This is a genomic window from Arthrobacter sp. R-11, assembly GCF_049913155.1.
Classification (GTDB): domain Bacteria; phylum Actinomycetota; class Actinomycetes; order Actinomycetales; family Micrococcaceae; genus Arthrobacter.
The window spans coordinates 1,901,029-1,914,586 of sequence record NZ_CP183979.1 but is presented as its reverse complement, the minus strand read 5'-3'; the positions used below and the strand labels follow the sequence as shown (position 1 = coordinate 1,914,586).

The window sequence follows — 13,558 nt, the reverse complement described above, 5'->3', positions numbered from 1 at the left end:
GTTCCTTTTCCTGAGGCTGCGCTGAGTTTCCAGCGTATAGGTGCTGCCGGTCTAGGCCTGCGCGGTTTCCCGGCGGAGGCCGGCGCTGAGGTCCTTGGTCAGCTTCCCGACGGCGTCCACGCCGCCGTCGCGCACGGCCGCAACCAGTGCGCTGCCGACGATCACGCCGTCGGCATAGGCTGCGATCTCGCGGACGTGCTCGGGGGTGGAGACGCCCAGGCCGACGCAGACCCGTTCCGCGCCCGCGGCGTGGGTGTCGGCCACGAGCTTCTCGGCACTGCCGCTGACGGCCTGCCGGGTGCCCGTGATGCCCATGATGGACACCGCGTAGACGAAGCCGCGGCTTGCCTTGACGGTCATTTCCAGGCGTTCGGGGGTGGACGACGGAGCCACGAGGAACACCCTGTCCAGGCCGTACTTGTCGGAGGCCTCGAACCATTCGGAGGCCTCGTCGGGGATCAGGTCGGGCGTGATGAGGCCCGCTCCCCCGGCTTCGGCGAGGCGGCGGGAAAATTCGTCCACGCCCATCCGCATGACGGGGTTCCAGTAGGTCATGACCAGCACGGCGGCATCGGTGGCGGCGGTGATGCCGGCAACGACGTCGAAGACGCTGGCCACGCGGAAGCCGTTGGCGATCGCTTCGGTGGTGGCTGCCTGGATGATGGGGCCGTCCATGACGGGATCCGAGTACGGGATGCCGATCTCAATGAGGTCGGCGCCGTTGCGGGCCAGTGCGATGCCGGCGTCGATGCTGGCCTGTACGTCCGGGTAGCCGGCGGGCAGGTAGCCGATGAGGGCGGCGCGGCCCTCGGCCTTGGCGCGGTCGATCGCGGCCGCGGACTTGCTGACGGTGTTCTCGCTCATCAGTTCTGCTCCTCCGTGCTGCGCTGTTCCTCTGTGCGCTCGGCGGGGCCCTTGGGTGCGCGGGTGGAAAGTGTGGTGCCCTTGACGTTGCCGTCTTCGTCGAGCATGTCGAACCAGGCAGCCGCCGTCTCGACGTCCTTGTCGCCGCGTCCGGAGAGGTTCACGATGATCGAGACCTCGGACGGATCGGCCTTGCCTTCGGTGAGGCGCCGGCCCACCTTGATGGCACCGGCCAAGGCGTGGGCGGACTCGATCGCGGGCAGGATGCCCTCAGTGCGGCACAGGAGCCGGAACGCGTCCATGGCCTCGGTGTCCGTAATGGGTTCGTAGCTGACGCGGCCGATGTCGGCGAGGTAGGAGTGCTCCGGGCCGACGCTCGGGTAGTCCAGGCCGGCGGAGATCGAGTGCGATTCGACGGTCTGGCCGTCCTCGTCCTGCATGAGGTAGGAGCGCGCGCCGTGCAGCACGCCGGGCCGGCCCAGGGTGATGGCCGCCGCGTGCCGGCCGGTCTCGACGCCGTCACCGCCGGCCTCGAAGCCGTAGATCTTCACGGAGGAGTCGTCCAGGAAGGCGTGGAAAAGGCCGATCGCGTTGGATCCGCCGCCGATGCAGGCGCAGATGGCGTCGGGCAGCTTGCCGGTCTGGTCCAGGATCTGGGCGCGGGCCTCCTCGCCAATGACCTCGTGGAAGAAGCGCACCATGGCCGGGAAGGGGTGGGCGCCGGCTGCGGTGCCAAGCAGGTAGTGCGTGTTTTCGACGTTGCTGACCCAGTCGCGCAGGGCGTCGTTGATGGCGTCCTTGAGGGTCTGCGAGCCGTTGGTCACCGGGACGACAGTGGCGCCGAGGAGCTGCATTCGGGCCACGTTCAGGGCCTGCCGGCGGCAGTCTTCGGCGCCCATGTAAACAACGCATTCCAGGCCGAGCAGGGCTGCGGCGGTGGCGCTGGCAACGCCGTGCTGGCCGGCGCCGGTTTCGGCGATCACCCGGGTCTTGCCCATGCGCTTGGCGAGCAGGGCCTGGCCCAGGACGTTGTTGATCTTGTGCGAACCGGTGTGGTTGAGGTCTTCGCGCTTGAGGAAGATCCGCGCACCGCCGGCGTGCTCTGAGAAGCGCTTGGCTTCGGTGAGCAGGGACGGACGGCCCGAGTAGTTTTTGTTCAGGTCATTGAGCTGGGCAATGAACTCGGGATCGGCCTTGGCCTTCTCGAAGGTGTCCTGCACCTCGTCCAGGGCCGCAATGAGCGACTCCGGCATCCAGCGTCCGCCGTAGGAACCGAAGTACGGCCCGCTTGCGTTGCGCAGCGAAGCTCCGCCCTGCAGGAATGCGTCGGCCGCAGTCTGCTCCGGCTTGGATGTTGGTGCGTCCACCAAAGGTCTCACCGTCCTGTTCAGTTGATGGTTCGGGTCCTCCCGGGCGGCGCAGGGCCGCCCGGGAGCTGGCGTCAGCGGCTGACAGCCATGGCGGCCGCGCCGGCCGCCTTGAATTCGGCAATGCGTTCCCGGGGCGTGGAGTCGCTGACCAGCGCCTCCCCCACGAGGATCGCGTGGGCGCCGTTGCCCGCGTAGTGGGCGACGTCGTCGGCGTTCCGCACGCCCGACTCCGCCACAACGACGGCGCCGGCCGGAATGTTCCCGGCAAGCGAGGCGAAAAGGGAACGGTCGACGTCGAGCGTCTTGAGGTTGCGCACGTTCACGCCGATGATGCGCGCCTGGGCTGCGGCGGCACGCTCGATTTCCTCGGGCGTGTGGGTTTCCACCAGCACGTTCATGCCCAGTTCATGGCTCAGCGCGCTGAACTCCTGCAGCTGGGCGTCGGACAGTGCCGCAACGATCAGCAGGATCAGGTCCGCGCCGTGGGCCCGGGCTTCCCAGATCTGGTACTCGTCGACCGTGAAGTCCTTGCGGAGCAGCGGGATGTCGACGGCGGCACGCACGGTGTCCAGGTCGGCGAGCGATCCGTTGAAGCGGCGTTCCTCGGTGAGGACGCTGATCACGGAGGCACCGCCGTCGGCGTACTGCACGGCCAGGGCCGCGGGATCGGCGATCGAGGCGAGGTCGCCCTTGGAGGGACTGCGCCGCTTGATCTCGGCGATGACCTTCAGTTCGTCGCGCCGCGCCGCAGGGCCGCCCAGGGCGGTCCAGGCGTCGAGGGCCGGGGCCGCGGCCGCGGCACGTTCCTTGACTTCGGCGAGGCTGCTCAGCCGTTGGCGGGCAGCCATGTCCTCCCTGACACCGGCGATGATGTCATCAAGAACGGTCACAGTCAGTGGCCGGCGTTCTTCAGCTTGCTGCCGCCGACGCCGTAACCGGCCTTGCGCATGGCCCAGCCGGCCACCAGGCCGACAAGCATGACCACAACACCGGCGACGAACACGGGGGTGTTGGCGATGACGAAAGCGATGGAGGACACGAGGGCCCCGACGAGCATGACAATCACACAGGTCCACGCAGCCGGGCTGTTGCCGTGGCCGATGGCGTCGCTGTGGCTGGCGGCGGTTTCGGGGGCTTTGCTGGCGGACACGGTGGTTTTGCTCATTGTGAAATCTCCTCAGGATGGATACTGCTTACATTCTGCCATTTATTGGCAGGGCCCGGGACACGGCCAGCGCCGTGGCCCGCAGACGTTACGTCGGGTCTTCGCCACGCGAGAGGCTGTCCCAGCTGTCGATCTCGTCGACGGGGCCGCTGCCGCCGCGGGCGGCCTGGCTGCCACGGTCGTACTTGGTCCGTGCCTTCCAGTACCGGCCCGCCACGGGCAGCACCAGGGCGCACAGGGCCAGGAGCGCCCCGGACACGACGGCGAGGACCGGGAAGGGCGTGGCGGATGCCGCGGCGTCGCCGCCGGAGATCCCGGTGCTGGCAGCGATAGTGCCTTGGGCGGCGCCGAGCGGATCGGCGAGGACCGTTGCCGCCGCGACAATGATTCCGGCTGAAGCCAGCAGGACCAGCGCGGCGATGATCCAGCGCGCGATCCGGCCGGCGATGGAGGCCGCCAGTCCCCCGGCGAGTGCCACCAGGGCCAGTGCGGTTACTGCGGTGGCTGCCTTGCTGCCCTGGACGTGGAGGTCCGCGTTGGCGGCGGCCGCGGGGTCGAGACGGACGTCGATCCAGCTCTGGGTCGTGGTGCCGAACACCGCCAGGGCGAATACGGCCGTGGCGAGGACGAGGTTTGCCTTGCGGGCCCAGAACGGCGGCTTCACGGGCCGTTCCGTTCCGGCGTCGCGGGCGTCTGCGGGCTTCACTTGTTGCTTGCTCCGCTGCCGCCGGCGCCGGTTCCGCCGGTGCTGCGGCCGTCGTCGAACGACTCAGCTGAGATGTTGCGCAGGGAACCGGCGGTGTGCACGGCACGCAGCGGCGCTGCTGCCTTGTTCACGGTTTCCAGCGCCTCGGCAGGCTTGTGGGAATCGGCGACGATCCCGCCGCCGGCCTGCACGTAGGCACGGCCTTCGCGCAGCAGGGCCGAGCGAATTGCGATGGCCATGTCCATGTCCCCGGCGAAGTCCAGGTAGCCCACCACGCCGCCGTAGATTCCGCGACGGTGCGGTTCGAGTTCGTCCAACAGGCGCAGGGCCCGCGGCTTGGGCGCACCGGAGAGGGTGCCGGCGGGGAACGTTGCCTTCAGGACGTCGTACGCGGTGGCACCGGGTGCGAGGTCGCCGACGACTGTGGAGACCAAGTGCATGATGTGGCTGAACCGTTCGACCTCCATGAACTGGGTGACGTCCACGGTGCCCGCGACGCAGACCTTCGAGAGGTCGTTGCGGGACAGGTCCACCAGCATGAGGTGCTCGGCACGTTCCTTCTGGTCCGCGAGCAGTTCGGTGGCCAGCGCCTTGTCCGCTTCCACCGTCTTGCCGCGGGGTCGGGAACCGGCGATCGGGTGGGTGATGACCTCCCCGTCCTTCACCGTGACGAGGGCTTCCGGAGACGAGCCGACGATCGTGTACGCACGGCCGTCCGCGTCCTCGAGGCTGAAGAGGTACATGTAGGGGCTCGGATTGGTGTTGCGCAGCACGCGGTACACGTCCAGCGGGTCGGCGGCGCATTCCAGCTCGAAGCGGCGGGAGATGACCACCTGGAACACCTCGCCGTCCACGATCGCTTCCTTGCCGCGGTCGATGGCGTTCAGGTATTCCTGCTCGTCCCATCGCTCCTGCACGCTGGAAGCGAAGTCGAGGGCCTCGCTGCGGAGCACGGAGACGGGCTGCTCCACGGGCGTGCTGATCCGTTCGAGCAGGGCCTTCACCCGGCCGACGGCATCATGCCAGGCTTCGTCGACCCGTTCCGAACTGTTGTCGAAGTTGATGGCGTTGGCGATCAGCAGGACGGTGCCGTCCATGTTGTCGTGCACGGCCATGTCCGTGACGAGGTTCAGCGCCATTTCCGGCAGCTGCAGGTCGTCTTCGGGCGGGCTGGTCAGCTTCTCCCAGTGGCGTACGGTCTCCCAGCCGAGGAAGCCCACCAGGCCGGAAGTGAACGGCGGCAGGCCCGGGAAGCGCTCGGTCTGGAGCGCGGCCACGGTGTCACGGACGGCGTCGACCGGGCTGCCGTCAACGGGCACGCCCACGGGTGGTTCGCCGATCCAGTGCGCCTGGCCGTCCTTGCTGGTCAGGGTGGCGCGGGAACGTGCGCCGATGAACGAATAGCGGGACCAGGCACCGCCCACGGCGGCCGATTCCATCAGGAAGGTACCCGGCTGGCCCTGGGCCAGCTTGCGGTAGAGTCCGATCGGGGTTTCGGCGTCGGCCAGCACCTTCAGGCGGACCGGAATGACCCTGCTGTGTGCGGCGAGTTCGCGGAACTCCTCCAGGCCCGGGCTGATGATTCCAAGGTCCTGCATGGCTGTTTCTCTCCGGCTCTTCTAGTGTCGGGGCGGGTGGTGGATGGCTCAGGCGCGGGCGCTGCTGACGGCGCCGAGGTCCCGGCCGTCAAAGCAGGTCCGGGTCCCGGTGTGGCACGCCGCGCCAACCTGGTCGACGCGGACCAGCAGGGCGTCGCCGTCGCAGTCCAGGGCGACGGACTTGACGAATTGGACGTGCCCGGACGTGTCTCCCTTGCGCCAGTACTCCTGGCGGGAACGGGAGTAGAACGTCACGCGCCCGGTGGTCAGCGTGCGCTGCAGGGCCTCGTCGTCCATCCAGCCCAACATCAGCACTTCGCCGCTGTCATGCTGCTGGATGATGGCGGCCACCAGGCCGGCAGGATCGCGTTTCAGGGCAGCGGCGATTCCCTCAGGGAGGGGGCCTGCGGCAGGGGCGGTGCTGGGTACTGGCTGATCAGACATCGGATCAAGTCTAGTGCCTTCGTGGGTCCGGGAATCCAGCGGCGGTTCCAGTGCGCATCCGGGCTTCTCTCGTGCTAATTTCACAAGTGATGCATTTCGTCGATCCCTCCCGTGAAGTATTGGCCGAGACACTCCTGGCGGCCGGTCCTGACTCGCCCACGCTCTGCGAAGGGTGGCAGACCCGGGACCTCGCTGCGCACCTGTATCTGCGTGAGCGGAAGGCGGCTGTGGGGATCGGCCTGCTGGTGAAGGGACTTGCCAAGGCATCGGACAAGGCCACCGCCAAACTCGCAGCCAAACTGGATTCGCCGGAGGCCTACGCCGAGCTCGTCAACACCTTCCGCGCGGGTCCCCCGGCGCTCTCGCCGCTGAAGATCAAGGCCCTGGACGAATCCTCCAACCTCATCGAATATTTCGTGCACACCGAGGACATCCGCCGCGCCGGCGACCGTTGGGCGCCTCGGGCCCTGGACGAGGCCTACTCGGATGCCCTGTGGGACGAGCTGATCAAGCGGGCCGCCATCCTCTACCGCGGCGTGGACCTCGGCATTGTGCTGGTCCGCCCCACGGGCCCGCGCCATGTGGCCAAGCGGGCCCCGGTTTCGGTCGCGATCGTCGGCGATCCGGGCGAACTGCTGATGCACGCCCACGGACGAACCCGGCACGCGCTGGTCACCTTCGAAGGGCAGCCGGACGCCGTTGCGCTCCTGCAGTCCGCCGAGATCGGGCTCTGACCGCGTTCCACGCTTAACAACGACGGCGGGCCGCCGGTTTGTGAACCGGCCGCCCGCCGTCGTTTGCGGTTTGGAGAGTCTCCGTCAGCGGACTTCGAAGCCCGCCTCGCGGATCGCCGTCTTGACCTGGGCGATCATGTCGTCAGGACCGAAGTGGAAGATGGAGGCGGCCAGGACGGCGTCGGCGCCTGCAGCAACGGCGGGCGGGAAGTGTGCAGGCTCCCCGGCACCGCCCGAGGCAATGATCGGGATGTTCACTGCTGCCCGCACCAGGCGGATGAGCTCGAGGTCGAAGCCGTCCTTGGTGCCGTCGGCATCGATGGAGTTCAGCAGGATCTCCCCCACACCGCGGTCCGCGGCTTCCTTGGCCCAGGCGATGGCGTCGATCCCGGTCCCCTGGCGTCCGCCGTGGGTGGTCACCTCGAAGCCGGAGGCCGTGGGCTCGGAACCCGGGCGGGTGCGGCGGGCGTCCACTGAGAGGACCAGCACCTGGGAGCCGAAGTGCCGGGTGATCTCGTCGATCACGTCCGGCCGGGCCACGGCGGCGGTATTGATGGAGGCCTTGTCGGCGCCGAAGCGCAGCAGCTTGTCCACTTCGGCGACGCCGCGCACGCCGCCGCCCACGGTCAGCGGGATGAAGACCTCCTCGGCCGTGCGGCGCACGACGTCGAAGGTGGTTTCCCGGTTGCCGGAGGACGCGGTGACATCGAGGAAGGTCAGTTCGTCGGCACCGGCGTTGTCGTAGCGGTGGGCAAGCTCCACCGGGTCGCCGGCGTCGCGGAGGCCCTCGAACTTGACGCCCTTGACTACCCGCCCGGCGTCAACGTCCAGACACGGGATGACACGTACGGCTACAGCCATGGTTGCTCCTGGATTACTACTGAGGGGTTTGTACGGCCGGTAAGCTGGGGCAGCTCAGATGCGGCAGGCGTGGATGCTGCTGACCAGGATGGCGCGGGCGCCAAGGTCGTACAGCTCGTCCATGATCCGGTTGGTTTCCTTCTTCGGAACCATGGAGCGGACGGCCACCCAGTCGGAGTCGCGCAGCGGAGAGACCGTAGGCGATTCCAGGCCCGGGGTGAGCGCGGCAGCGTCCTCCACCAGGTCCTTGCGGATGTCGTAGTCCATGAGCACGTACTGGCGTGCGACCAGCACGCCCTGCAGGCGGCGGATCAGCACCTCGATTTCCTTGACCGTCCCGTTGGCGGCGCCGCCTTCGCCGGTGCGGCGGATCAGGACGGCTTCGGACTTCAGGATCGGCTCACCGAAGATTTCCATGCCTGCGGCCTTGAGCGTGTTGCCGGTCTCCACGACGTCGGCGATCGCGTCCGCGACGCCGAGCCGCACGGAGGACTCCACGGCGCCGTCGAGGCGGACCACCTTGGCATTGACGCCGCGCTCGGCGAGGTAGTCCCGCAGCAGGCCGTCGTAGCTGGTGGCGAGACGCTTTCCTTCAAGCTGCTCGACGCCGGAGAAGTTGCCCACCGGTCCGGCGAAACGGAAGGTCGAGGCGGCGAAGCCCAGCGGCAGCAGTTCCTCGGCCTCCACCTGCGCGTCCAGGAGCAGGTCGCGGCCGGTGATTCCGACGTCGAGGGTTCCCTGGCCGACGTACACGGCGATGTCGCGGGGGCGCAGGAAGAAGAACTCGATTTCGTTGTCGGGATCGACCATGACCAGTTCACGGGAGTCCCGGCGCTGGCGGTATCCCGCCTCACTGAGCATCGCGGAGGCGGCTTCGGACAGGGATCCCTTGTTGGGGACGGCTACTCGCAGCATGGGGAGTCTTTCTGGGGGATGGTACGGAACGGATGGTTTTCAAGCATGGGCCACGCGTGCGCGGCTACAGATGCTTGTAAACGTCCTCCAGGTTCAGTCCCTTTGCCAGCATGAGGACCTGCAGGTGGTAAAGCAGCTGGGAGATTTCCTCGGCCGCGGCCTCGTCGGATTCGTATTCTGCAGCCATCCAGACTTCGGCGGCTTCTTCGACGACCTTCTTGCCGATGCCGTGGATTCCGGAGTCCAGTTCGGCGACGGTACGGGACCCTGCCGGGCGACTCGCTGCCTTTTCGCTCAGTTCTGCGAACAGCGTCTCGAAATTCTTCACGCCCTACAGCCTACTTGTTCGGCGGGCGGAGCCGCTTCCCGGGGCCTTGCATGACGAAGGGGATGTGAGCGAACGCACAGCAGCGGGCCGCTCCCATCCCCTTCGTTTCCGCCTGATCTCAGGCAGCGGGGTACTGCTTGAGGGTCAGTGCCGTGGCCAGGGCGGCCGTGACGGCTTCGTGGCCCTTGTCTTCGGAAGAGCCGGGAAGCCCTGCCCGGTCCAGGCCCTGCTGCTCGGTGTCGCAGGTGAGCACACCGAAGCCGACCGGCACGCCGGTGCGGACGCTGACGTCGGTGAGTCCCGACGTCGCGGCCTGGCAGACGTAGTCGAAGTGCGGCGTTCCGCCGCGGATGACCACGCCGAGGGCGACCACGGCGTCGAAATGCGGTGCCAGGCGGGCGGCAGCGACGGGCAGCTCGAAGGAACCCGGCACGCGCAGCACGGCGGGTTCGGCGATGCCGGCTTCCTTGGCTGCGCGGAGGGCACCGTCAAGGAGCCCGTCCATGATCTGGGTGTGCCAGCTGGCTGCGACGATGGCGAGCTTGAGCTGGGAGCTTTCCTCCGGGTTGAGGGTGGTGAGGTCGATGGTGGGGGCGCCGTGTCCGCTCATGGGTGTGTTGTTTTTCCGTTCAGTCTTGTTCGTGGTCAAAGGAGCCGGTACCTGCCGCGGCAGGGTCGGCGAGGGTCAGCCGGTGGTCCATGCGGTCCTTCTTGGTCTGCAGGTAGCGCAGGTTTTCTTCCCGTGAGGGGACTTCCGTCGGGACCATTTCGACGACCTTCACCCCGGCCTGGGCGAGGCGGTTCTGCTTGTCCGGGTTGTTGCTGAGCAGCCGGATTTCGTGCAGGCCCATCTCTGCCAGGATCTGCGCCGCGGCCTTGTAGCAGCGGGCATCCACGGGCAGGCCAAGCTGTTCGTTGGCTTCAACGGTGTCAAAGCCCGCTTCCTGGAGGGCGTAGGCCTTGATCTTGTTGGCCAGCCCGATACCCCGGCCTTCCTGTCCGCGCAGGTAAAGCAGGGTGCCGCCCTCGTCACGGATCAGTTCCAGGGCGTAGGCCAGCTGTTCGCCGCAATCGCAGCGGTAGGAGCCGAAGACGTCGCCGGTGAGGCATTCGGAGTGCAGGCGAACCAGGGGCGCAGTGCCATGGCGGGGCGGGGTCGGGGAACTGACTGCGAGGTGCTCCACGCCGGTGGCCTCGTCGATCCACGCCTGGGCAATGAACTCGCCGAAAGCGGTGGGCAGCTGGACTACCGGGCCGCCGCTGACCGGATGCTTCCGGTGTGCGGTGCTGCCGCCGTCGCTGTTGCCGCCATCGCCAAAACGCTGTGCGGTCATCGTGTCTCCTCTTCTCCTGCCTGGCCACCGGCCGCCGCAATGTATGCCACAAGATCCTCGATCGAGATCAGCGGGCATCCATGTTCCGCGGCGAAGTCCCGGAGGCTGTCCAGGCGCATCATCTCACCATCGTCGTGAACCACTTCGGCGATCACGCCCACCGGGGCAAGCCCGGCCAGGCGGCACAGGTCCACTGCGGCCTCCGTGTGCCCGGGGCGCTCACGCACTCCACCGTTAACGGCGCGAAGCGGAAAAATATGCCCCGGGCGGGTAATCGACGACGGCGTACTGGCCGGGTCCGCGAGGATCCTGGCGGTCAGTGCCCTGTCGCCGGCCGAGATTCCGGTGCTCACGCCGATGGCCGCATCGCAGGACACGGTGTAGGCAGTTCCCTTGGAGTCCTCATTGATTTCGACCATCGGCGGCAGCTGGAGGGCGTCGGCGCGGGAGCCTTCCAGGGGAACGCAGATCACGCCGGAGCTGTAGCGGATGGTCCAGCCCATGAGGGCCGGGGTGGCGTGCTCGGCGGCGAAGATGATGTCGCCTTCGTTCTCGCGGTCCTCGTTGTCGACCACCACCACGGCCCGGCCGCCGGCCATGGCGGCGATGGCGTCCTCGACGGGGTCGAGCCCGTGGCGCACGGCGGTGCTTCGTTCGTCAGCGAAGGTGCTCACTGTGCATCCACTCCGTTCGCCGTCTCGTTGCTGGCGGCGTGGATACCGGCGCCCGGGCGGGCGGCGAAGGACAGCAGCCGTTCGGTGTACTTGGCCAGCACGTCCACCTCGAGGTTGACACGTCCGCCGATCGCTTTGGCGCCGAGGCCCGTTTCCTCCAGGGTGGTGGGGATCAGCCCGACTTCGAACCAGGGTTCGCTTTCGGACGCGGGGCTCACGGCGGTCACCGTGAGGGACACGCCGTCGACGGCAATGGAGCCCTTTTCGGCGATGTAGCGGGCCAATTGCGTCGGGACGCCGAAACGGAGCCGGTCCCAGTTTCCCTGGGACTCGCGCTCAAGAAGCTGCCCGACGCCGTCGACGTGGCCCTGGACCACATGACCGTCGAGGCGGCCGCCTGCGGGGACACAGCGCTCGAGGTTTACGACATCACCGGGGGCGAGTTCGCCGATGGTCGTACGGACGAGGGTCTCCCCCATGACGTCCACGCTGAACTCCTGGCCGTCGATTTCAGTTGCCGTGAGGCAGACGCCGTTGACGGCGATCGAGCCGCCCAGCTCGAGTCCGCCGGTGGTGCTGGGCGCCGAGAGATGGAGGGTGGCGCTTTCCATGCCCTGGTGGTCGATCGCCAGGACCTTGCCCTGTTCGGCGACAATTCCGGTAAACATTCAGTATTCTCCTTCGGTGGCTTCCGCGGCGTCCTTGCCGGGTGTGTGGTCTTCGATGGCTTCCGCCAGGGGTTTCAGGTGCAGCCGGAGGTCGCGGCCGAGCCTTTGGACCGCGCCTCCGCCGGCGTCGTCCCAGGTCCAGTGCTGGGCATCGGCGAGGGTGCTGATCCCCAGCTCGCGCAAGGCGGGCGTGCCGCTGCCGAGCAGGGTCGGCGCCAGGTAGACGATCAGTTCGTCCACCAGTCCGGCCGCCAGGAAGGCGCTCAGGATCCGGGAACCGCCTTCGACCATCACGTGGCGGATGTCGCGGGCGTAGAGCATGCGCAGGGCTTCAGCAGGATCCCGCGTGGGAAGGTGGACGAAGTTGCCGTCCGAGCCCCGGATGGCGGCGTCCTCCGGGATGCCGCGCAGGCCCATGGCAACCCGCAGGGGCTGCTTGCCGGATTCTTCGCCCACGGCGTTGCGTGCCGTGAGTCGCGGATTGTCCACGAGCACTGTCTCGGTTCCCACCAGGATCGCGTCGATCAGCCCGCGCAGCTCGTGGTTGTCCGCCAGCGATTCCGGGCTGGAGATCCACTGGCTGGTGCCGTCGCTGGCCGCTATCCGGCTGTCGAGGGTCTGGGCGATGTGGAGGGTCACGAATGGACGGCGGTGCCGGACGGCATCGAACCATTCCCGGTTCAGCGCCGTGGCGTGTTCCCCGCCGAGGCCGGACGCGACGTCCACCCCTGCCTTGCGCAAGGTGACTGCGCCGCCGGCGGCGTGGTGGTGCGGGTCATCGACTGCGTACACCACCCGGGAGACGCCGGCCGCGATGATCGCCTGCGCACACGGGCCGGTACGGCCGGAGTGGTTGCACGGTTCCAGGGTGACCACCATGGTGGTGCCTTTGAGGTCGATCCCCGCGGCACGGGCCACGGCGATGGCGTCGGCCTCCGCGTGGGCGGTGCCGGCGCCCCTGTGGTAGCCGGTGACGAGCAGCGCGCCGTCCGGTCCAAGCACCACGGCCCCGACCAAGGGGTTTGCTCCGCGGGGCCCGCGGAGGGCCGCGGCCAGGGCGGTGTCCATCGCCGCCTGCTCGGCGTCCGTAAAGAGGGTCTCTGTATTCAGGGCCGTGCTCATGATGCTGCTCCGGCCGGGACGGCGTCGGTCCGGGCGGAAGGGTCCTCCCGGCGCCCCGCACGCCACCAGACAAAGAAGCCGGCCAGCGTGAAGAAGCCGTAGAACAGGTACATGAAGGCACTGGCGAAGTAGCCTGCGCTGAAGAGCAGCGGCACGCCGACGATGTCCACGGCCACCCAGATCAGCCAGAACTCGGTCCAGCCCCGCGCCATGCCGTAAGTGGCCAGCAGCGAGCCGGTGAAGGTCCAGGCATCAGCCCAGACCGGCGGGTAGGAGCCCAGCGAATCGAACAGCGGGGTGAGGGCGGCGGTGCCGGCGAACAGCGCGCCGATCAGTGCGATGCGGACCTTGGCCGACGCCCAGGACGGCACCAGGGCACGGCCCCGGGCTGCATTGCGGCCTTCACGCCAGCGGTACCAGCCGTAGGCGGCCACGCCGATGAACATCATCTGCCGTCCGGCCTGGCCCCAAAGAGTCGCCGGAGTCGCGGCACCGAAGACGTTGCCGAGGAAGACCGTGAGGAGGAGCAGATTGCCCGCGATACCCACGGGCCATGCCCAGACTTTGCGGCGCATTCCGCCGAGGGCACTGGCCAGCCCGAAAATGTTTCCCAGCACTTCGCGTAGAACAAGCGCAGACCCGCCAACCGGGATCTGTGCTTCGAAGAGCCATCGCAGAAAATCCATGCCGTTCCTTCCCTGAAAGCCGCGATGGCTCCGGGGGTGTACGACAGCGCAATACCAAGGGCCCGCAAAAGGGACGCCACGGCATGACT

At 68.0% G+C, this 13,558-nt stretch carries 17 protein-coding genes; 1 reads left to right on the top strand and 16 read right to left on the bottom strand.

Annotated elements, in window-relative coordinates; genetic code table 11:
• Window positions 1-51: 51 nt before the first annotated feature.
• From trpA to hisI, 7 genes are all read right to left on the bottom strand, one after another.
• A complete protein-coding gene (gene trpA, locus ACN9M4_RS08690) occupies window positions 52-864 on the bottom strand; it encodes a tryptophan synthase subunit alpha (RefSeq protein ID WP_426303127.1) in 813 nt (270 codons plus the stop codon).
• Window positions 864-2,234, bottom strand: coding sequence for a tryptophan synthase subunit beta (gene trpB / locus ACN9M4_RS08685; protein ID WP_426303126.1), 1,371 nt, complete (start codon window positions 2,232-2,234; stop codon window positions 864-866). The genes trpA and trpB overlap by 1 nt, the downstream gene beginning before the upstream one ends.
• A 71-nt stretch (window positions 2,235-2,305) precedes the next feature.
• Window positions 2,306-3,124 carry an indole-3-glycerol phosphate synthase TrpC gene (trpC, locus tag ACN9M4_RS08680; protein ID WP_426303125.1) on the bottom strand — a complete coding sequence of 273 codons (819 nt, stop codon included), beginning with the start codon at window positions 3,122-3,124 and terminating at the stop codon, window positions 2,306-2,308.
• Between the two features lie 2 nt (window positions 3,125-3,126).
• The gene (locus ACN9M4_RS08675) at window positions 3,127-3,399 is read right to left on the bottom strand and encodes an HGxxPAAW family protein (RefSeq protein WP_426303124.1); all 273 of its coding nucleotides are present in this window, start codon (window positions 3,397-3,399) and stop codon (window positions 3,127-3,129) included.
• 88 nt (window positions 3,400-3,487) lie between these two features.
• Entirely contained in the window at window positions 3,488-4,105 is a 618-nt protein-coding gene (locus ACN9M4_RS08670; protein ID WP_426303123.1) for a Trp biosynthesis-associated membrane protein, read from the bottom strand.
• Window positions 4,102-5,703 (bottom strand): anthranilate synthase component I, encoded by a 1,602-nt coding sequence (locus ACN9M4_RS08665; protein ID WP_426303122.1) that lies wholly within the window; start codon window positions 5,701-5,703, stop codon window positions 4,102-4,104. The genes ACN9M4_RS08670 and ACN9M4_RS08665 overlap by 4 nt, the downstream gene beginning before the upstream one ends.
• 48 nt (window positions 5,704-5,751) lie before the next feature.
• Window positions 5,752-6,147 (bottom strand): phosphoribosyl-AMP cyclohydrolase, encoded by a 396-nt coding sequence (hisI, locus tag ACN9M4_RS08660; protein ID WP_426303121.1) that lies wholly within the window; start codon window positions 6,145-6,147, stop codon window positions 5,752-5,754.
• Window positions 6,148-6,236: 89 nt separating this feature from the next.
• On the opposite strand from hisI, the gene ACN9M4_RS08655 reads away from it, so the two are divergent.
• A complete protein-coding gene (locus ACN9M4_RS08655) occupies window positions 6,237-6,881 on the top strand; it encodes a TIGR03085 family metal-binding protein (protein ID WP_426303120.1) in 645 nt (214 codons plus the stop codon).
• Window positions 6,882-6,965: 84 nt separating this feature from the next.
• Here the strand turns inward: ACN9M4_RS08655 and hisF are convergent, their stop codons facing one another.
• From hisF to pnuC, 9 genes are all read right to left on the bottom strand, one after another.
• Window positions 6,966-7,742 (bottom strand): imidazole glycerol phosphate synthase subunit HisF, encoded by a 777-nt coding sequence (hisF, locus tag ACN9M4_RS08650; protein ID WP_426303119.1) that lies wholly within the window; start codon window positions 7,740-7,742, stop codon window positions 6,966-6,968.
• A gap of 54 nt (window positions 7,743-7,796) precedes the next feature.
• Complete coding sequence (gene hisG, locus ACN9M4_RS08645) at window positions 7,797-8,657, bottom strand: ATP phosphoribosyltransferase (protein WP_426303118.1); 861 nt, start codon at window positions 8,655-8,657, stop codon at window positions 7,797-7,799.
• A gap of 64 nt (window positions 8,658-8,721) precedes the next feature.
• Window positions 8,722-8,985: a phosphoribosyl-ATP diphosphatase gene (locus tag ACN9M4_RS08640; RefSeq protein ID WP_074587631.1), complete on the bottom strand. Its 264-nt coding sequence runs from the start codon at window positions 8,983-8,985 to the stop codon at window positions 8,722-8,724.
• A 118-nt stretch (window positions 8,986-9,103) separates the two neighbouring features.
• Entirely contained in the window at window positions 9,104-9,595 is a 492-nt protein-coding gene (gene ribH / locus ACN9M4_RS08635; RefSeq protein ID WP_426303117.1) for a 6,7-dimethyl-8-ribityllumazine synthase, read from the bottom strand.
• Between the two features lie 19 nt (window positions 9,596-9,614).
• On the bottom strand, window positions 9,615-10,319 hold the full coding sequence (ribA, locus tag ACN9M4_RS08630; RefSeq protein WP_426303116.1) for a GTP cyclohydrolase II: 705 nt from the start codon (window positions 10,317-10,319) through the stop codon (window positions 9,615-9,617).
• Window positions 10,316-10,918 carry a 3,4-dihydroxy-2-butanone-4-phosphate synthase gene (ribB, locus tag ACN9M4_RS08625; RefSeq protein ID WP_426303432.1) on the bottom strand — a complete coding sequence of 201 codons (603 nt, stop codon included), beginning with the start codon at window positions 10,916-10,918 and terminating at the stop codon, window positions 10,316-10,318. Before ribB ends, ribA begins: the two co-directional genes overlap by 4 nt.
• Before the next feature lie 71 nt (window positions 10,919-10,989).
• Complete coding sequence (locus ACN9M4_RS08620; RefSeq protein WP_426303115.1) at window positions 10,990-11,661, bottom strand: riboflavin synthase; 672 nt, start codon at window positions 11,659-11,661, stop codon at window positions 10,990-10,992.
• On the bottom strand, window positions 11,662-12,783 hold the full coding sequence (gene ribD, locus ACN9M4_RS08615; protein WP_426303114.1) for a bifunctional diaminohydroxyphosphoribosylaminopyrimidine deaminase/5-amino-6-(5-phosphoribosylamino)uracil reductase RibD: 1,122 nt from the start codon (window positions 12,781-12,783) through the stop codon (window positions 11,662-11,664).
• On the bottom strand, window positions 12,780-13,469 hold the full coding sequence (gene pnuC, locus ACN9M4_RS08610) for a nicotinamide riboside transporter PnuC (protein ID WP_426303113.1): 690 nt from the start codon (window positions 13,467-13,469) through the stop codon (window positions 12,780-12,782). Before pnuC ends, ribD begins: the two co-directional genes overlap by 4 nt.
• Between the last annotated feature and the right edge of the window lie 89 nt (window positions 13,470-13,558).